Raw genomic sequence first — 18,620 nt, forward strand, 5'->3', positions numbered from 1 at the left:
GCCGGAATCAGAACTTGGGCTGTCGGCTTTGCCACGGGCGCAACTTCGCCGGCGAAAATGCAAAAAAGGAAGCCAACTGTCGACGCTGACAGTTGGCTTCCTTATACAAGAATTGCCCGGAAAAGTTAGCGGCTGCTGTAGTTGGGGGCTTCCCGGGTAATCTGTACGTCGTGGGGGTGACTCTCGCGCAGGCCGGCCCCGGTGATGCGCACCATCTGGGCCTGCTGCAAGTCTTCGATGCTGGCCGCGCCGCAGTAGCCCATGCCGGCCCGCAGGCCGCCGGCCAGCTGGTAGAGCACCTCACTGGCGGCGCCTTTGAACGGCACGCGGCCCACGATGCCCTCGGGCACGAGCTTCTTCACGTCGTCTTCGGCATCCTGGAAGTACCGGTCCTTGGAGCCGTCCTCCATGGCTTCGACCGAGCCCATGCCGCGGTACGACTTGTACTTGCGGCCCTCGTAGAGCGTCACCTCGCCCGGGGCTTCCTCGGTGCCGGCCAGCAACGAGCCTACCATGATGGAAGACGCGCCGCCGGCCAGGGCCTTCACCGCGTCGCCGCTGAACTTCACGCCGCCGTCGGCAATGAGGGGGACGCCGGTGCCTTCGAGGCCCTTGGCGGCTTCCATCACGGCCGAGAGCTGGGGCACCCCGATACCGGCAATGATGCGGGTGGTGCAGATCGAGCCGGGCCCGACGCCCACCTTCACGGCATCGGCGCCGGCATCGGCCAGGGCGCGGGCCCCGGCGGCGGTGGCGACGTTGCCGGCAATTACTTCCAGCTTAGGAAACCGGGCCTTGATGCTGCGCACCGCGTCGAGCACGCCTTTGCTGTGGCCGTGGGCCGTATCCACGCTGACCACGTCCACGCCGGCCTCGGCCAGGGCGGCCACGCGGTCCAGCAAATCGGGCGTGACGCCCACGGCGGCCCCGACGCGCAGGCGGCCGAACTCATCCTTGCAGGCGTTGGGGCTGCGGCGGCGCTTGCGAATGTCGCGGTAGGTGATGAGGCCCACCAGGCGGCCTTCGGTGTCCACCACGGGCAGCTTCTCCACTTTCGAGTCCTGGAGGATTTCCTCGGCGTGGGCCAGCTCGGTGCCGGCGTTGGCCGTGACGAGCTTATCCTTGGTCATGACCTCGGCCACGGGGCGGTCCATGTCCTTTTCGAAGCGCAGGTCGCGGTTGGTGAGGATGCCCTTGAGGCGGCGCTGGCCGTCGACGATGGGGATACCGCCAATCTTGTTGTCGCGCATCAGGCGCTTGGCGTCGCCGAGGGAGGCGGTTTCCTCCAGGGTAAACGGGTCCAGGATCATCCCGCTCTCCGAGCGTTTCACGCGGCGCACCAACTCGGCCTGGGCCTTGATGCTCATGTTCTTGTGGATGATGCCGATGCCGCCTTCCTGGGCCATGGCAATGGCCATATCGGCTTCCGTGACGGTATCCATGGCGGCCGAGACGAACGGCAGCTTCAGGCGGATGTTGCGGGTAAGCTGGGAGCTGGTGTCCGCGTCGCGGGGCAGTACCTCCGAATAGGCAGGTAGCAGCAGGACGTCGTCGTAGGTAAGCGCCTCGAAGGCAATTTTGGGCAGCGCGTGGGCCATGGCAATAAGATGATTAGGTTCCGCTTATTGCCAGGCAAATCTACGACGAATTTTTGGGTAAGTGGATGTTAAGGTTTGAATAACGGGGTAATTAAGGCTGTAAAGCTACAGCCCGAGTAAGGCTGCTATTGCTGCCTTCAGACCGGATACGGCAGGCAGATGCAAACCGCTATTCATAGTTTTATCCTATAATTCAGCCTTTGTTACGATTTGCCGCGCCGTATAGGATCCGTATAGGCACTGTATAGGCACCCTTTACCCATTATTACGGCAGCAACTGGAAGAAATACCAAAAGCTGTTTTCGGCTAGGTAGGTAAGAAGTTCAGCCGAAACCCATGCCCGCTGTAGAGGCGCAACCTTGCGTTTTGTCGGCCGCGCCGTTCCAAACGACTGTCGTCCAACGCCGAGACGCAAGGTTGCGTCTCTACATCGTTCGGATGACTTACCCCGGGCGTTTCTTGGTGCCGCGGGTGGCGGGGGCTTCCAGCGGGTTGTCGGGCCAATGGTGCTTGGGGTAGCGGCCCCGCAGGTCCTTGCGCACGTCGAAGTAGCCGGTGGTCCAGAAGCTGCGCAGGTCGCGGGTGACCTGCACCGGGCGGCGGGCCGGGGAGAGCAGGTGGAGCGTGAGGGGCACCCGGCCGAGGCCCACGGTGGGCGTATCGAGCAGGCCAAACACCTCCTGGAGGCGCACGGCCAGCACCGGGGCCTCGGGGTTGGAGTAGTCGAGGGTGATGCTGGAGCCGCTGGGCACGGGGCAGTGGGAGGGCGCCAGCCGGTTGAGCTCCTGCTGCTGCACCCAGCCGCCGGGCAGCCAGCTCAGCAGGGCCTCGCCCAGGGGCAGGCGGTTGACTTCGGCCAGGGTGCGCACCCCGTCCAGGTAGGGGCCCAGCCAGTCGGGCAGGGCGGCCAGCAGCGCGTCGTCCGACACGTCGGGCCACGCGTCGGGGGCCAGGTGGTGGGCAAAGGCCAGCCGCTCCCGCACCTGCTGGGCCTCATCGGACCAGGGCAGACGGGCCACGCCGCCCAGGCGCAGGCCCTCGAGCAGCGCCGCGGCCACGGCTTCGGGGCTAGGCTGGGCCAATGGGGTTTCGGAGAGCGTAACGGCCCCGAGGCGGCGGATCCGGCGGGCCACCACGCGGCCGGCGGCGGCATCCCAGCGCACTTCTTCCCGGGCCTCAATCAAGTCGGCGAAATGCTTTTCCAGCTCGTCGCGCTCGACGGGGGCGGCCAGGGCGGCCCGGGGCGCGTGGGGCGGACCATCGAGGTGGGCGACGGCAAAAAAGGTAGTGCCCTGGCTGAAATGCTCGGCCGGCAGGGCGGCCCGCTGCCCCGTGATGAGGCGCACCCGCTCGGGCGTTTCGCGTTGGGCCAGGCGGTCGGGGTAGGCCAGGGCCGCCAGCAGGCCGGCGGCATCGGGCTCCAGGGCCGTGTCGCGCACGTGGGCGCGGTTGCGCAGCACGGCGGCGGCTTCGCGCACCCGGCGCACGGCCCCGGCATCGGGCACCAGGCCCGGCAGCGGGGCCCGGCCGGTGCTGAGGGCTTCCACCCGCAGGCGCAGGTCGGGCGGGGCGGGCGTGCCGTCGGGCAGGCGCAGGATGTCGCGCTCGGTGAGCAGGGCGGCCAGGGCGCAGGCTGTAGCGCCGTGGCCCACTTCCTTGCCCCGGATAACGAGGTGGCCCAGGCGCGGCACCAGGCCCAGGCCGGCCAGGGCGCGGCCGTGGGCGGTGGGCTGGCCTTCCGGGGTCAGCGCGCCCAGGCGCACGAGCAGCTCCCGGGCCTGGGCCAGGGCGGCGGCCGGTGGCGCGTCGAGCCAACGCAGGGAAGCCGGGTCGTGGGTGCCCCAGAGGGCCAGCTCCAGGGCCAGGCCGCTGAGGTCGGCGGTTAGGATTTCGGGCGGCAGGTGGTGGGGGCGCAGGGCGTGCTCGGCCTCGGTCCAGAGGCGGTAGCAGGTGCCGGGGCCCAGGCGGCCGGCCCGGCCCCGGCGCTGGTCGGCGGCGGCCTGGCTGACGGGCACCGTGGCCAGGGTCGTCAGGCCGGTGCGGGGCTCAAACTGCGGGACGCGGGCGTAGCCGCCATCCACCACAATCTGCACGCCCTCGATGGTGAGGCTGGTTTCGGCAATGCTGGTGGCCAGCACGATCTTGCGCCGGCCCCGGGGGGCGGGGCGCAGGGCGGCATCCTGTTGCTCGGCCGGCAATTCGCCGTGCAGCACGTGAATGTCGGTGGCGGCGGAAACGGCTCCGGCCAGCTTTTCGGCCGTGCGGCGCTGATCGGCCAGGCCCGGCAGAAACACCAGTACGTCGCCCTCGGGGTGCTTGCTCAGCGCCTCGCGCACCAGGGCGGGCGTGAGGTCGGCCAGGCGCTCATTGGGCCGGCTACCGGCCGCCGCCACCCGGGCCGGCGACAAGTAGTGCGTCGAAACCGGGTGCATCAGGCCCGCGCTGCGCACCACCGGGGCTTGCAGCCAGGAGCCGAGGCGCTCGGCTTCCAGGGTGGCGCTCATAATGAGCAGGCGCAGATCGGGGCGCAGGACAGCCTGGGCATCCAGCGCCAGGGCCAGGCCCAGATCGGCTTGCAGGCTGCGTTCGTGAAACTCGTCGAAGAGCACGGCCGCCACGCCTTCTAGGGCGGGGTCGTCTTGCAGCATGCGGGTCAGAATGACCTCGGTGGCTACCTCAATGCGGGTCTGGGCCGACACCCGGCTTTCCAGCCGGACTCGGTAGCCGACGGTCTGCCCCACCGGCTCGCCCAGGATGCTGGCCATGCGGGCCGCCGCGGCCCGGGCCGCCAGCCGCCGGGGCTCCAGCACGATAATGCGGCCGGTGGGCGGCATCCAGTCGGCTTCGAGCAGGGCCAGGGGCACGACGGTGGTTTTGCCCGCGCCGGGCGGAGCCTGCAGCACGGCGCAGTTGGTGGCGGCCAGGGTAGCCAGCAGCTCGGGCAGAGCGGCGCAGATGGGAAGGTCGGGCAGGCGCAAGCGGGGAGGTGGTGAGGTGGTGAGTTTATGAAATGGTGAGGTGGTGAGTTTGATGTTCAGCTGGCGCCGCTCTGCGCATATGGCGCAACTGGAACGACAACTCACCATTTCACCACCTCACCGGAATTAATACACCGGCACCTCCGGGTCGACGCGCACCGACCAAGCGTGGATGCCGCCGCGCAGGTTTAGTAGGTTGCTCAGGCCGTAGCGGTGCTGCAAAAAGGCCAGGGCCTGGGCCGAGCGCACGCCGTGGTGGCAGATGAGCACCACGGGCCGGTCGGTGGGTACTTCCTCCCAGCGCCGGGTCAGGTCGCCCAGGGGAATGAGCGCACTGCCCGCAATCTGGCAGTATTCGTATTCCATGGGCTCCCGCACATCGAGCAGGTGCAGGGCCTGGCCTTGCTGCAGGCGGGCGTGCAGGTCTTCGGGGGTGATGTCGGGCAGCATAGGCGGGAGCAGAGCAAAATTGTGATGAGCCCGTAAAATTAGCGGGTGTGTCGTTAGCTTTGGCCGCGCCCCGGTTTGGCCGGGCCGTATTCTTCCCGGTTGTCGTCTTCTTAGCCTTCGTCGTTGCTACATTCCCTGTACGAGTTCTGGACTGCCGCCGCCGGCGGTACCCCATTGGAGTGGATTGCCGTCCTGACCGGGTTTGCCTGCGTGTGGCTGGCCGCCCGCGAGTCGATCTGGAACTTCCCGGTGGCTATGGTCAGCTGCGGCCTCTACGCGGTGGTGTATTACCGCAGCCAGCTCTACTCCGACAGCATGCTGCAGGGCTTTTTCATTTTGATCAGCGTGTATGGCTGGTACGAGTGGCTGTACGGCGGGGCCCGGCACACGGCCCTGCACGTGACGCGCACCCGCCGTTGGGAGTGGGTGGCCGTGGCGGCGGGCGTGGCCCTGTTTACCCTGGGCTTCGGCTACTATCTGCAACACAACACCGACGCCGCCCTGCCGCACTGGGACAGTTTCACGACGGCCGGCAGCATGGGCGCGCAGTACCTGCTCACGCGCAAGCGCCTGGAAAATTGGCTGATCTGGATTCTGGTCGACGCCATCTACGTGCCTATTCTGTGGTATAAGCAGCTTTACCCGACCAGCGGGCTGTATGCCGTGTACCTGGTGCTGGCCGCGTACGGCTACGTGGAGTGGCGCCGGGCCGCCCGCGCCGCGCAACTTTCCGCCCCTACGGCTGCCTGATGCTGCGCATTGCTCTCACCGGACCCGAATCGACGGGCAAGACCACGCTCAGCCGCCAGCTGGCCGCGCACTACCACACCACCTGGGCCCCGGAATACGCCCGCGAGTACCTGGAAACGCACGGTGCCGGCTACACCCTGGCCGACCTGGAACTGATTGCCCGGGGGCAGGTAGCCAACGAGGAGGAAGCCGCCGCCCGCGCTACCCGCGTGGTGTTCTGCGACACCGACCTGCTGGTTATCAAGGTCTGGGCCGAGCATGCCTTCGGTGAGTGCCCCGAGTGGGTGAAGCAGCGCATTGCCCAGCAGCACTACGATTTGGTGCTGCTGCTGGGCGTGGACATTCCCTGGGAGGCCGACCCGCTGCGGGAGCACCCCCACCACCGGCAGTATTTCTACGGCATCTACCACGCCGAGCTGAGCGGGCAGATGTCGCGCTTCGCCGAAATCAGCGGTACGCCCGAGGAGCGCCTGGCCCAGGCCTGCTTTTTCGTGGATGCGCTGCTGGCCGAAAAATATCCCGCCGAACCGCTGCCCCGGCCCATGCGGCCGTAGAACCGGGTTTGCCAACGTTAGCACCGCTTTCCTGTATGACTTATTCGCTCGAAAACGATTATTGCCGTGCCCAGGTGCACGCCCACGGGGCCGAGCTGGGCAGCTTTATCCGCAAAGACCTGCCCGAAGCCCCCGACCTGGAGTACATCTGGCCCGCCGACGCGGCCGTGTGGGGCCGGCACGCGCCGGTGCTGTTCCCGATAGTGGGCCGCCTGCCCCAGGATACGTATTTGCACCAGGGCCAGGAGTACTGCCTGCCCCAGCACGGCTTTGCCCGTGACCGGGAATTTGCGCTGGTGCACCAGACGGCGGAGGAGCTGACCTTCGAGCTGCGGGCCGACGCGGCCAGCCGGGCCGTGTACCCGTTCGAGTTTGTGCTGCGCATCGGCTACCAGCTGCGCGGGGCCACGCTCACGGTGCGCTGGCACGTGCACAACCCCGACCCGGCCGCCGAGCTGCTGTTCAGCATCGGGGCCCACCCGGCCTTCCGCTGCCCGCTGATGCGGGAGGAAAAGTTCGAGGACTATTTCTTCCACTTCGACCACCCCGTGACGCTGGAGCGCCACCTGCTGGATGGGGGCCTGCTCAACGGCCGCACCGCGCCGGTGCTGCACCAGGAAACCGAAATGCCCCTGACTTACGACCTGTTTGCCCAGGACGCGCTAGTGTTTAAGCACTTCGACTTCACCCACCTGACGCTGCGCAGCTTCGCCTCCGACCGCACCGTGCGCCTGCGCTTCGACGGGTTTCCTTACCTGGGCCTCTGGACCAAAGGGCCCGGGGCCGAGTTTGTCTGCATCGAGCCCTGGCAGGGCATTGCGGGCAGCGTGGGCAGCCCCGTCGAGCTGGCGGATAAAGAGGGAATCTTGAGCTTAGCGCCAAACCAGCACTACCGCGCCGAGTACGCCATGACCATCGGGTAGCCATGCCGGCCCGCGTCCCGTCTCAACCCGTCGACATCCGCCCGATTTCGGCCCCGGATACCTACCCGCTACGCCACCAGGTGCTGTGGCCCGCCAAGCCCTACGCCTACGTGCGGGTCGAAAACGACGCGGCGGGGGCGCATTTCGGGGCTTTCGTGCACGGGCAGCTGGTGGCCGTAATTTCGCTGTTCGTGGAAGGAAGTGAAGCCCGGTTCCGCAAGTTTGCCACCTACCCGGCTTACCAGCGCCAGGGCATTGGCTCGGCGCTGCTGGGCCGGGTGCTGGAGGTGGCGCGGCAGCGCGGGGCCCGCCGCCTGGGGTGCGACGCCCGCCAGGAGGCCAGCGGCTTCTACCAGCGCTTCGGGATGGCAGCCGAGGGCCCGGTTTTTTACAAGGGCGACATTCCGTACCAGCGCATGCGGCTGGCGCTGTAAGCTTCATCGGCTCCCGACAACCAAAAGCGGCCTTTTTGCTTTCCCGGCCCCGGTATCAGCCACGATGTACCAGGGGTGGGAAAGCAAAAAGGCCGCGGTGGCGCAGGCTCCGGGCCATAAGTGGTCAGAGCGTAAGCGTTTCCAGGGGGCGGGCCGGCGTGGTGGGGTGGCCGTAGTCGGGCTCCCAGTCGTTGATGGGCCGGGAGATGCCCGGGGGCAGGTCCAGGTCGGGCAGGCCGTCATCGAGCGGTTCGCCGCCGTCATCGTCGCCGTCGGAGTAGGGCGGCTGCTGGTAGCGGTGGCGCGGGGCCACGATGAAGTAGGCCAGGATGGCGAATACCACGAGAGTGTAGACGAGGCTGATCATGGCGGGAGAAAGAAAGCTAGAGGCGACGGGAAAAGCAGAGCAGGGCCGACGGGACGTGAAAAGCTAACGGAGCGTACCGGGTTGTTGTTTTCGGATGCCGTAATTTTTCGCCTACACCCGGCGGCTAGCCTAATATACTTGATTTCCAGGCCAAAGTAAAGTCCGGCCACATCTGATTTGGAACTCCCCGCCGGGCGCTCTAGCTTTGCAGCATAGTTTTAGGGGTGCCCTACCAGCGGCTTGCTGCCGTGGGGCTGAGATCATACCCATTGAACCTGCCCGGGTAATGCCGGCGAAGGGAACAAACGATCCGCGAGCGTGAAAACCCGTTGTGCCGACCCCTGGCGCAGGGCCCGTTCCATTTTTTCTTTTTTTCATCCTTGAAAAATGTATTGGTTTTGGGCAGCGCCGCACTGGTGCTTCCCTTGCTTGCGCCCACCGCGGCGCTGGCTCAAGGCCCCGTGGCCGGCACCGTAACGGACACCCGCTCGGGGGCCGTGCTGCCCGGCGCCACGGTGCTGCTCGATGGCGCCGTGGTAGGCGCTACCGATGCCGCCGGCCGCTTTGCCGTGCCGGCCGTGCCGGCCGGCGCGCACGAGCTGCGCATCACTTTCCTGGGCTACGAGGCCCTCTCGCAGGCCGTGCAGGGCCAAACTGCCGAGCAGCAGCTGGCCCTGGGGCTCCGGCCCGGCGGCGCGGTGCTTACCGGCGAAGCCCTGGTAACGGCCAGCCGCGCCAACGAGCGCACGGCCACGGCCTACACCAACCTGGGCAAGCAGGACCTGGCCAAGCGCAACTTCGGCCAGGACATTCCCTACCTGCTCGACCAGACGCCCTCGGTGGTCGTCACCTCGGATGCCGGGGCGGGCGTGGGCTACACCGACATCCGGGTGCGGGGCACCAGCAACACGGGCATCAACATGACCATCAACGGGGTGCCGCTGAACGACGCCGAGTCGCACGGCTCGTTTCTGGTGAATCTGCCCGACCTGGCTTCGTCGGTGAGCAGCCTGCAGGTGCAGCGCGGGGTGGGCACCAGCCAGAACGGCGGGGCGGCCTTCGGGGCCAGCATCAACATCTCCACCTTCGAGAACCGCACCGAGGCCTACGCCGAAACCCAGAACACCTTCGGCTCCTTCAACACCTGGAAAAACAACGTGTCGTTTGGCACGGGGCTGCTGGGCGGCCACTTTCTGGTCGATGGGCGGTTGTCGCGCATCGTGTCGGAGGGCTACATGAACCGGGCGGCGTCGGATCTGAAGTCGTACTACCTCTCGGCCGGCTACCAGAGCAAAAACACGCTGCTCAAGTTCATCACCTTCTCGGGCCGCGAGAAAACCTACCAGTCGTGGAACGGGGTGCCCGAGCCCATCCTGACCGGCGACCGGAAGCTGCTCCAGCTGTTTGTCGACAACGGCGAGCTGACCGAGGAGGCGGCCGCGCGCGGCTTGCAGGAAGGCCGGCGCTTCAGCTACTACACCTACGACAACCAGACCGACAACTACCAGCAGAACCACTACCAGCTGCACCTTTCGCAGGCCCTGGGCACCGACTGGAGCCTGGGCGCGGCCCTGCACCTGACGCGGGGCTTTGGCTACTACGAAAGCTACCGGGCCGACCGGAAGCTGGACAACTACAGCCTCGACAACGTGGTTATCGGCACGCAAACCATCAAGCGCACCAACCTGATTGACCAGAAGTGGCTGGATAACTACTTCTACGGCGGCACCTTCGCCCTGAACTACCAGCCCCGGGCCAACGACAAGCTGCAAGCCACGCTGGGCGGGGCCTGGAACCAGTTCAAAAACGACCACTACGGCGAGGTTATCTGGGCCCAGTATGCTTCCAACGGCGGCATCCGGCACCGCTACTACTTCAACGACGCCACCAAAACCGACTACAACGCCTACGCCCGCGCCACCTACCAGGTGCTGCCCCAGCTGGGCGTCTACGCCGACGTGCAGGTGCGCCACATCGACTACGCCATTGATGGGGTAGAGTCGAAGCCGGGGGCGGCGGGTGCCGTGCGCGGCAACGTGGACGTGACGACCCGGGCCCGCTACACCTTCTTCAACCCTAAGGCCGGCGCCACCTTTGCCCTGGGCGAAGGCCAGCAGCTCTACGCCAGCTTCGCCGTGGCCCAGCGCGAGCCGGTGCGCTCCGACTTCGTGGACCCCGCCGCCGGCGCCGACCCGGTGAAGGCCGAGCGCCTGCACGATCTGGAGGCCGGCTACCGCATTTCGCGGCCCGAGGCCAGCGTGCTGGGGCCGCACACCGCCCTGCGCTTCGAGGCCAACTATTTCTACATGAACTACCGCAACCAGCTGGTGGCCACCGGCCGGGTAAACGACGTGGGCACGGCCCTGCGCACCAACGTGGCCCGCAGCTACCGCACCGGCATCGAGCTGACGGGCTTTGCCTCGGCCAACGACCTGATCAGCCTGAGCAGCACCCTGACGCTGAGCCGCAACCGGATTTTGAACTTCCGCGAAACGGTGTACGACGCGAACTACGAGCCCGTAACGGCTTCGGAAGGGCGTAACTCCACTATTTCCTACTCGCCCTCGGTGGTTTCGGCCCACACCCTGGAAGGCCAGCCGCTGAAAGGCCTGCGTGTGGCGCTGCTCTACAAAACCGTGGGCCAGCAGTACCTCGACAACACGGCCAGCGCCACCAAGCGCCTGGATGCCTACCAGGTGCTCGATCTGCGCCTGCGCTACACCATCCGGCCCACGTTCGTGAAGGAAATCGAGCTGGGCCTGCTGGTCAACAACGTGCTGAACCGCGAGTACGAAGCCAACGGCTACACCTACGGCTACCCCAACGGCGACGGGCAGCAGCAGACGTTCACCTACTACTTCCCCCAGGCCAAGCGCAATTTCCTGGCCTCGGTGGGCGTGAAGTTTTAAGGTGCTAATACTTAATGTGGGGAATGTGAGGAATGTGGGAAATGTGGGAAATGTGGGAAATGTGGAGAATGTGCGAATGTGTCATTGTGAGGCGCGAAGCACCCGAAGAACAGCGTAGCTAATCTGTCCTCTGCTAGTGACTAATGACCTTTTACCAGAAAGCCCCTTACGCCACGCGGTAGTAAGGGGCTTTTCACATTAGAAGGCTCACCACCTTTCAGGGGACGGATTGACGCCGCTTGAGGCGCGGAATGGATTACGCCTCGCAGTAGACATTACTCACATTTCGCACATTAGCACATTCCCCACATTCCCCACATTAAAAATTAGCACTTCAGCACATTCCCCACATCAGCACATTAAATAATGAGCCGCACGCCGCCCAGCTCGGAAATGTGGTAAGGGAACTGGTTGCCGGGGGAGCCGATAAACATAAAGTTCTTGGGAATATTCCACTTCGCCGACAGCTCCTCAATCAGCTTGGGGCCGAAATGGCCTTCCATCGTCACGAAATCCACCTCAATCTGCTCGTAGGCGCGGTCCAGCACCCGGATGTCGGTCAGCAGCTCCTGCGGAAACTTTTCCCCGGGCTTGAGCAGCGTCACGATTTTGAGGCGGTTGGTAAACTCGTTTTCGACCACGTAGGCCATGACTTTGTTGAGGTTCGAGACGTTGTCGCCCTTGGTGAAAAAGACGAACTCCTGCTTGTGCAGCTCCCGCAGCTGCCGGCGCACGAACAGCCGCCCCAGGCGCGAAAACCGCGGCGAGTGCTCGGCAAACGAGTTGACGGCCGCCAGCCCCAGGTTCAGAATGGCCGTGCGGTTGAGCATGATGTACACCAGGGCCATCGTCGGCAGGAAGTACTGCAGGAACACAATCAGGTAGTCGGGGTGAATCTTGATGTTGCCGTAGAGGGCCAGCAAGATGCCGATGAAAGCCAGCAGCACGGTGAAAATGCCCGCGTAGACCGGCCGGGGCAGCTGGGGCCGCTTGCTCTTGAGCAGGAAGTTGCCCAGGGCGAAAAACGCCATAACCGACAAAAACGAAATGGTGTACACCCCCGACAGCGGCCCGAGCTGCCCGCCCGTAATAAGCAGCACCGACACGCAGAGCAGGAAAAAGGTCAGCAGAATCAGGTAGTTGCTGCCGGCCTTGTTTTCCCGCAGGAAGAACTGGGGCAGAATCCGGTCCAGGGTCATGCGCTTCATCAGCCCGCTCACGCCCACGAACGAGGTTAGCACGGCCCCGCTGAGCACGGCCACGGCATCCACCGAAATCAACATGCCCAGCCACCGGCCGCCGGTGGTGGTGCCCAGGTGGGAAAGCAGGGTTTCGGTATGTTCGCCCACCTGCGTCATGGGCAGCACGGCAATGGCCAGAAAGGCAATGACGGGGTTGAAGAAGCTGACCACCACCCACATGTTGCGCAGGGTTTTGGCAAACACGCCCCGGGCCTGCTCCTCCACGAAGTTGGCCGAGCTTTCGAAGCCCGAAATGCCCAGCATGGCCGCGCTGAAGCCGAAAAACAGGGCCGTAACGATGCTGCCGCCCCGCACCGGCAGCTGAAAGTTGAGGTGCAGGTTGTCGAGCCCGTTGGTGGCCAAATACCAGACGGCACTGCCCACCAGCAGCGTGAGCGAGGCCAGGTGCACCAGAAAAATGGCCACCGCCACCTTCGCCGACTCCGAAATGCCCAGGATGGTAAGCACCAGAAACAAGCCCAGCAGCCCCAGCGTGGCCCCGATAATGGGCAGCCCGTGCCAGAGCGTGTGCAGGTAGTGCATGGCCTCGGAAGCCGAAATAACGGCCGTGGCCATGTACGACAGGATGGTCAGGCAGGCCGCCAGGGCGGCGTTACGCTTACTGGTCGTGTTCAGCAGCACGTTGTAGGCCCCGCCGTTCAGGGGCAGGGCGCCCACTACTTCGCCGTAAATCGAGCGGAACAGGTACAGCACGGCCCCCACGATGAGCAGGGCAATCCAGGCGTACTGCCCGGCGTAGGCAATAGCCAGGGCCGACACGTACAGGCACGAGGAGGAAATGTCGTTGCCGCAGATGGCCGTGGCTTCCAGCTCGTTTAGTTTCTTTTCGTGACTCATATGGCGGAACGGGTGGGAAAGAGCGGCAGGGTGGTGGACCCTCTACGGCAAAATGCGCCTTTTTGAATATAAAAACCGCAAAAACTGTCGGGTGCTCCGGCTGGCTGGGCCGCTGGCCGAAACCGGGCCGCCGCCTCATTCCGGTCGAACCAACCCCGCGAACCGCCTGTTCTGCATTCTGAAACTTCTATCTTTGAGGCTGATTCCCACCCAACCCCCAGCTATGTCATCCCAATCCGACGTCCTCTCGCCCAAGGCTAAAGCCGAGCAGCACCGTGGCTCTTTGAACGCCGCCGGCTTCACCGACTATTACGACATCGACGGCCTGCTGACCGAAGAGCACAAGCTCATCCGCCAGAGCATCCGCGACTTTGTCAAAAAGGAAATCAGCCCCTCTATCGAAAAGTGGGCCCAGGACAATCATTTCCCCTCCGAAATCGTCAAGAAGTTCGGCGACGTGGGCGCGTTTGGTCCGACCATCCCTACCGAGTACGGCGGCGGCGGCCTCGACTACATCAGCTACGGCCTGATTATGCAGGAAATTGAGCGCGGCGACTCCGGCATGCGCTCCACGGCCTCGGTGCAGGGCTCCCTGGTGATGTACCCCATCTACGCCTACGGCTCGGAAGAGCAGCGCAAGAAATACCTGCCCAAGCTCGCCTCGGGCGAGTGGCTCGGCTGCTTCGGCCTCACCGAGCCCGACCACGGCTCGAACCCCGGCGGCATGGTGACCAAGATTGAGGACAAAGGCGACTACTACCTGCTCAACGGCGCCAAGCTCTGGATTTCGAACTCGCCCGAGTGCCAGGTGGCCGTGGTGTGGGCCAAAAACGAGCAGGGTCGCATCAAGGGCCTCATCGTGGAGCGCGGCATGGAAGGCTTCACCACCCCCGAAATTCACAACAAGTGGAGCCTGCGCGCCTCCTGCACCGGCGAGCTGGTGTTCGACAACGTGAAGGTGCCCAAGGAAAACCTGCTGCCCAACGTGGAAGGCCTGCGCGGCCCCCTCGGCTGCCTCGATTCGGCTCGCTACGGCATTGCCTGGGGCGCCATCGGCGTGGCCATCGACTGCTACGAGTCGGCCCTGAAGTACTCGCTGGAGCGGGAGCAGTTCGGCAAGCCGATTGCCGCCTTCCAGCTTCAGCAGAAAAAGCTGGCCGAAATGATTACCGAAATCACCAAGGCCCAGCTGATGGTGTGGCGCCTGGGCATGCTCAAGAATGAGGGCAAAGCCACCAGCGCCCAGATCAGCATGGCCAAGCGCAACTCCGTGGACATGGCCCTGCACGTAGCCCGCGAAGCCCGCCAGATTCACGGCGGCATGGGCATCACCGGCGAGTACCCCATCATGCGCCACATGATGAACCTGGAGTCGGTCATCACCTACGAAGGCACCCACGACATCCACCTGCTCATCACCGGCGCCGACATCACCGGGATTCAGGCGTTTAAGTAAAATGTTCTGACTAGTCTAAAAGGCCGTTTCAGCACCTGAAACGGCCTTTTTTATATGTGTTTCTCCATGTTTGCCTGCTCAATTTCTTTGTCAAGTCTGGTGAAGATTCTTTCTCATTACTATAGTTGTACCCCATGAGCAGATCATGTGAGTTGCGGCCAATTTCGGAAGCAGAGGCTCAAGAGTTCCTACGATGCCCGGAAAAGCTGGTTCAGGTGGAAGAAGACCGATATGAGCAAAGTAGAGTAGCCGATTCGGCATTGGATAGCGCTGATTCGCAAAGCGGCTTTTACGACTGGAGAGTGTTGGTCATACTCGTTTCCTGCAGTCACACCGCATGGCATGTCGTTGTGGAGGAAGGAGAAAAGGTTGGGGAAGATGATTATCTGCTGGGATATCCGGACCGGATACTTAGGGCCCCGCAGGTTAGGAACCTTAGCACCGCGCTAGCCAGCGCGCTGGCAGAAATGCCTGAAAACCCCGCCGCTGCATCCGACGAACTTCTACCTCAAACTCCCGCCGGCTGGGAGTTGCTTGAGGAAGACGATTACCTACCCTTTACCGGGGAAGGAGGATTTAGACGTGCACCCGTAGAAGAAGCATCAACTGACCTGACCGAGCGGAAAATGCAAGAAGAATTGCAGCGCTTTATCCAAAAAGCAGCCGCCGCTAACCAAGCTTTGCTGATTCTAGGTTAACCCCCGGAGTCACGCAAGAGCCCAAAACAAAAAGCCGCCCCGGAACCCCGGAGCGGCTTTTTGTTTTCTGCAAACCCCGCTTCTCAGCGCCGCTCCAGCAGATACGTAGCCGTACTCACCACGTCGGGGCCCAGCAGGGGGTGCTGCAGATCCGGCGTACTGGTTTCGGTTTGCTGCATTTCTACTACCTGCCAGCCTAGGCCGCGCAGCTCGTTGAGCTTCACCAGCAGCTGGGCCTGGTACTTATACTCGCCCTTAGTCTTGGTCAGCAGCTTCTCCTGGGTGACTTCTCCGGTGGGCGAAATCATGACCAGCGTGGGTTTGCCCGCGCTACTGTACAGCGAGAGCTGCATGTATTCGGGAGTGGCGGCAGCTTTGGGATAAAACGCCCACGAGCCTAGGGCGGCCAGCAGCAGCCCTGCCAGGAGCAGAATGTTTTTCATGCGGTAAGACGTAAAGGTGAGGGAGCAAATAGGGGCGAAGCGGAACTACAGTAGCTCAGTGAGGCTCCGAACTTCGGCATCGGCACGGCTAAGGTCAGGATGCTCATTTCCGAAATGGTCCCGCACCCGCTCACAATACGCCTGCAAATCGGCCGGGCCGGTGGTGTTGACCAGATCCAGCTGCTCCTGGTCGTAGGTCGACAGGAAGGGCCGTGGCGGATCGGGTTTCAGAATCCGGGAGGCTACCCAGTCGGCCCAGGTGCCTTCGGGCGTCAGCTCGACGAGCAGGGCCAGCAGCGTAACCTGGGCGGCCTGGTACAGTACCAGGGCTTCCGCTTCGGAAAGATTGAATTCCGTGGCGGGCGGCAGGTCAATCAGGCGCTGAAACAGGGGCAGCCGGATACTGGCCTGCGTAAAGCTCAGCCGGGCGAGGCCGTGAACAAGGGCGTGGTCGGAAATCAGCGGGAGGTGGTCAATCAGGCTGACCGCCAGCAGGAGCAGCTGGGCCAGGTCGGGCGAAACCGACCCGAAGGGCGTCAGCGCGGAGGTATCGGGGGCGTTGTAGGGTCCGATGCCGGCGCGGACGGTAGTGCCAAGGCGGGCAAACAAGCCCTGCAGGGCCAGCTGCTGCAAGTGCAGCTCTTCCCGCAGCGTGTCGTTGTTGGCTGTCACGCGCCGGATTATATGCAGCGCGGCCTCCAGGCACTGGCGGCTATTGCGGTACTTCACCTCCAGGGCCGCCAGCTGCGCCTCGGGGTCGTCATCGGCTTGAAAAGCGGAAGTTATCGTCGCCCAGATGTCCGGGCATTCCAGGGCCAGGCGGGCCACTGCCACGTAGCGGTGCATGGCCGGCAGGTCGGTGCGCAGCTCCTGTAGCAGCTCGGGAATCTGGCGCACGGCCCGGCAGCGGGCCTGCTCTTCCTGGGTAAAGCCAAATTCCGTGGCCAGAACCCGGGGCAGCGGGTCGTGGGCATTCAGCACGAGCAGGGAGGTGGCCACGTGGGCCAGGCTCAGGCCTAGCGGCACTGCCTCCGCCAGAAAAGCAGTGTCCGTGGGGAGTCCGTCGTCGGAAAATATAGCATCCATATCTATCTATAAGGTAAGGAAGCAATATAGGTATCTTAGTTCATCTTAAATCGTCGAAGGCGTATTGGGCCCCGCTCCAGAACTCGTCCAGGGCCATGAGGCGGGGCTTGAAAAAGGAAATCAGCTGGGGCCAGTCGTCCCGGTTGAACATGTTTACCGGCCGCAGCTCCCGGTAGATGCGGCTCACTACCTGCCCGTTCTCGTCCTGGAAGTGCGGCTCCCAGGTCCAGACCTCGCCCAGGCTTTCCTCCAGCATCCGGCGCAGCTCCGCGAACTGCTGGAAAAACAGCTCCCGGATATCCTCGTCGGGGTGGGTGAGGTCGATGCTGATGCTGGCCTGGCGCACGTCGGCCCGCAGGCGGAAGTAGACGTGCTTGAGGCCGGTTTTGTAGTTAATCCAGTTGGTGGGCACGCCCTCGGCCGAGGGCACCGGGGCCATATACTGCCCAAACGTGGTCCAGAAGGCCTGGCGCAGCTGGGCCGCTTCGGTTTTGCTGTACATAGGAGAGAAGAGAACTATCAGCGCAGGGTGGCCAGCACCCAGTCTTCCCCGGTGCGGGTCAGGAAATAATAGTGCCGCCCGCCGCTCCGCTCGCCCGCCACCAGCTGGGTTGCTTCCAACTGGGGCAGGGCCTTGTAGAGCGTCAGGCGGGCCGTGCCGGTGGCGTCGGCCAGCGCCTGCAGGTTCAGGCGCGGGGCGGCCATCAGGGCGTAGCACACCTGGGCAAAGGTGCGGGCCCGGCGCGGGTCGAGGTAGGGGAACAGGGCCGGCAGGTTGGCCGCCAGGCAGGCTTCGATGCCCGCCTGCCCGGGTCCGTAGTCGGGGCGCGGCGGGGGCTGGTCGCGGGTGGCGACGCGGTGGGCGAAGCGCGCCACAACAGCGTCTTCGGGCCCGGGGGTAGGGTTTTCGGGCATACGTCAGTAGGGTATCAGGCTACGCGGGCCCGCCGTCGGCCGGCCCCGGCAGGATGGGGCACGGTCCGCCCGGTAGGGGAGCGGGGCTTCAATGTATCAAAAATTAGCTTCGGTAGATAGAAAGGAGGCTCCGGTGCATAGAATAACTTTCTCCGTGCATATAAAAATGGATTCCGTGCATCGAAACTTGGCTCCGATGAATATAAGTGCTGTTTCGATGCATATAAGTAATGCGCCGATGAATATAAAAATGGCTTAGGTGCATAGAAATATGCTTCCAGTGCATAGAAAACTGACTTCGGTGCATCGGAATGTAGCTTCGATAGATGGAAGTGCCGGTTGCACGTATCGAAACCGGCCGGGCGGGTATCGGAAAGGCGGGCGGGTACCGGCAAAACGGCGGCGGGCCAACCGATTACGGCCGGGCCGCTGAAAACCTTGCGCGACTCTCGTAACTTGGGGCCCATGACGACTGCTCCCGCTTCTTCTCCCCAAGGCCTGATTTTGCTGGAATGCCTGGTGGCCGGCACTACGCACCGCGAAAACCTGAAAAAACACGAGCCCCGGCTTTACGTGGGTCAGGAGCTGCAATTGCAGCGCGAGGCCGACAGCAAGTACGACGACTGGGCCGTGAAAGTGCTGACCACAGTGGCCGACGGCAGCATCTGGCTGGGCTACCTGCCCGAGGTGCGCAACGAAACCGTAGCCCGCCTGCTCGACGCCGGCTACCAGCCCACTGCCCGCCTCGTGCACAAAGCCTGGGAAGAAGACTGGCTCTACCTGGAAATAGAGGTGCTGCTGCCCGCCGGCAGCCTGAAATAACCCCGTCGTGCGCTGTAGAGCCGCCTACTTGCGTCTCGTCGTTGAACGACTCGCGCCAGGACCCGGCCCGGCTATTGTTCAACGAGGAGACGCAAGATGTTGCGTCTCTACAGCGTGGGCACCCACTTGGAAACTGCT

General features: G+C 64.0%; 17 protein-coding genes and 1 riboswitch. Of the genes, 8 read left to right on the top strand and 9 right to left on the bottom strand.

Translation table 11 applies throughout. The features are described from left to right. Window positions 1-125 precede the first annotated feature (125 nt). From guaB to E5K00_RS17315, 3 genes are all read right to left on the bottom strand, one after another. The gene (guaB, locus tag E5K00_RS17305; protein ID WP_135464535.1) at window positions 126-1,598 is read right to left on the bottom strand and encodes an IMP dehydrogenase; all 1,473 of its coding nucleotides are present in this window, start codon (window positions 1,596-1,598) and stop codon (window positions 126-128) included. 443 nt (window positions 1,599-2,041) lie between these two features. Further along, window positions 2,042-4,576, bottom strand: coding sequence for an ATP-dependent helicase HrpB (gene hrpB / locus E5K00_RS17310; protein WP_135464536.1), 2,535 nt, complete (start codon window positions 4,574-4,576; stop codon window positions 2,042-2,044). Window positions 4,577-4,702: 126 nt separating this feature from the next. Beyond that, window positions 4,703-5,026 carry a rhodanese-like domain-containing protein gene (locus E5K00_RS17315; RefSeq protein WP_135464537.1) on the bottom strand — a complete coding sequence of 108 codons (324 nt, stop codon included), beginning with the start codon at window positions 5,024-5,026 and terminating at the stop codon, window positions 4,703-4,705. 123 nt (window positions 5,027-5,149) lie between these two features. Between E5K00_RS17315 and pnuC the strand changes: the two genes are divergently transcribed. From pnuC to E5K00_RS17335, 4 genes are read left to right on the top strand one after another with little or no spacing between them, the layout of a single operon-like run. Beyond that, window positions 5,150-5,776, top strand: coding sequence for a nicotinamide riboside transporter PnuC (gene pnuC / locus E5K00_RS17320; RefSeq protein WP_135464538.1), 627 nt, complete (start codon window positions 5,150-5,152; stop codon window positions 5,774-5,776). After that, the gene (locus E5K00_RS17325) at window positions 5,776-6,330 is read left to right on the top strand and encodes an AAA family ATPase (RefSeq protein WP_135464539.1); all 555 of its coding nucleotides are present in this window, start codon (window positions 5,776-5,778) and stop codon (window positions 6,328-6,330) included. Before pnuC ends, E5K00_RS17325 begins: the two co-directional genes overlap by 1 nt. A gap of 35 nt (window positions 6,331-6,365) precedes the next feature. After that, entirely contained in the window at window positions 6,366-7,253 is an 888-nt protein-coding gene (locus E5K00_RS17330; protein WP_135464540.1) for an aldose 1-epimerase family protein, read from the top strand. A 2-nt stretch (window positions 7,254-7,255) separates the two neighbouring features. After that, window positions 7,256-7,687 carry a GNAT family N-acetyltransferase gene (locus E5K00_RS17335; RefSeq protein ID WP_135464541.1) on the top strand — a complete coding sequence of 144 codons (432 nt, stop codon included), beginning with the start codon at window positions 7,256-7,258 and terminating at the stop codon, window positions 7,685-7,687. 124 nt (window positions 7,688-7,811) lie between these two features. Here the strand turns inward: E5K00_RS17335 and E5K00_RS17340 are convergent, their stop codons facing one another. Beyond that, complete coding sequence (locus E5K00_RS17340; protein WP_135464542.1) at window positions 7,812-8,054, bottom strand: hypothetical protein; 243 nt, start codon at window positions 8,052-8,054, stop codon at window positions 7,812-7,814. 210 nt (window positions 8,055-8,264) lie between these two features. Next, a riboswitch (TPP riboswitch) is annotated at window positions 8,265-8,373 on the top strand. A gap of 97 nt (window positions 8,374-8,470) precedes the next feature. Between E5K00_RS17340 and E5K00_RS17345 the strand changes: the two genes are divergently transcribed. Next, window positions 8,471-10,963 carry a TonB-dependent receptor gene (locus tag E5K00_RS17345; protein WP_245328329.1) on the top strand — a complete coding sequence of 831 codons (2,493 nt, stop codon included), beginning with the start codon at window positions 8,471-8,473 and terminating at the stop codon, window positions 10,961-10,963. Window positions 10,964-11,322: 359 nt separating this feature from the next. Here E5K00_RS17345 and E5K00_RS17350 read toward each other — a convergent pair whose 3' ends face one another. Further along, the gene (locus E5K00_RS17350; RefSeq protein WP_135464544.1) at window positions 11,323-13,062 is read right to left on the bottom strand and encodes an APC family permease; all 1,740 of its coding nucleotides are present in this window, start codon (window positions 13,060-13,062) and stop codon (window positions 11,323-11,325) included. 223 nt (window positions 13,063-13,285) lie between these two features. Between E5K00_RS17350 and E5K00_RS17355 the strand changes: the two genes are divergently transcribed. Further along, window positions 13,286-14,518: an acyl-CoA dehydrogenase family protein gene (locus E5K00_RS17355; RefSeq protein WP_245328330.1), complete on the top strand. Its 1,233-nt coding sequence runs from the start codon at window positions 13,286-13,288 to the stop codon at window positions 14,516-14,518. A gap of 215 nt (window positions 14,519-14,733) precedes the next feature. Further along, the gene (locus tag E5K00_RS17360; protein ID WP_167856934.1) at window positions 14,734-15,216 is read left to right on the top strand and encodes a hypothetical protein; all 483 of its coding nucleotides are present in this window, start codon (window positions 14,734-14,736) and stop codon (window positions 15,214-15,216) included. Window positions 15,217-15,299: 83 nt separating this feature from the next. Here the strand turns inward: E5K00_RS17360 and E5K00_RS17365 are convergent, their stop codons facing one another. The 4 genes from E5K00_RS17365 to E5K00_RS17380 are packed head-to-tail and all read right to left on the bottom strand — an operon-like array spanning window position 15,300 to window position 17,660. After that, a complete protein-coding gene (locus E5K00_RS17365; RefSeq protein WP_135464546.1) occupies window positions 15,300-15,659 on the bottom strand; it encodes a hypothetical protein in 360 nt (119 codons plus the stop codon). Window positions 15,660-15,704: 45 nt separating this feature from the next. Beyond that, window positions 15,705-16,745 carry a hypothetical protein gene (locus tag E5K00_RS17370; RefSeq protein WP_135464547.1) on the bottom strand — a complete coding sequence of 347 codons (1,041 nt, stop codon included), beginning with the start codon at window positions 16,743-16,745 and terminating at the stop codon, window positions 15,705-15,707. Window positions 16,746-16,785: 40 nt separating this feature from the next. Next, on the bottom strand, window positions 16,786-17,247 hold the full coding sequence (locus tag E5K00_RS17375) for a DUF4268 domain-containing protein (RefSeq protein ID WP_135464548.1): 462 nt from the start codon (window positions 17,245-17,247) through the stop codon (window positions 16,786-16,788). A 17-nt stretch (window positions 17,248-17,264) separates the two neighbouring features. Then, window positions 17,265-17,660: a hypothetical protein gene (locus E5K00_RS17380; protein ID WP_135464549.1), complete on the bottom strand. Its 396-nt coding sequence runs from the start codon at window positions 17,658-17,660 to the stop codon at window positions 17,265-17,267. A gap of 465 nt (window positions 17,661-18,125) precedes the next feature. Between E5K00_RS17380 and E5K00_RS17385 the strand changes: the two genes are divergently transcribed. Then, window positions 18,126-18,482, top strand: coding sequence for an HIRAN domain-containing protein (locus E5K00_RS17385; RefSeq protein ID WP_135464550.1), 357 nt, complete (start codon window positions 18,126-18,128; stop codon window positions 18,480-18,482). Window positions 18,483-18,620: the final 138 nt, after the last annotated feature.

Origin of the sequence: Hymenobacter aquaticus, assembly GCF_004765605.1 — a bacterium.
In the GTDB taxonomy this organism is placed as follows: Bacteria; Bacteroidota; Bacteroidia; order Cytophagales; family Hymenobacteraceae; genus Hymenobacter; species Hymenobacter aquaticus.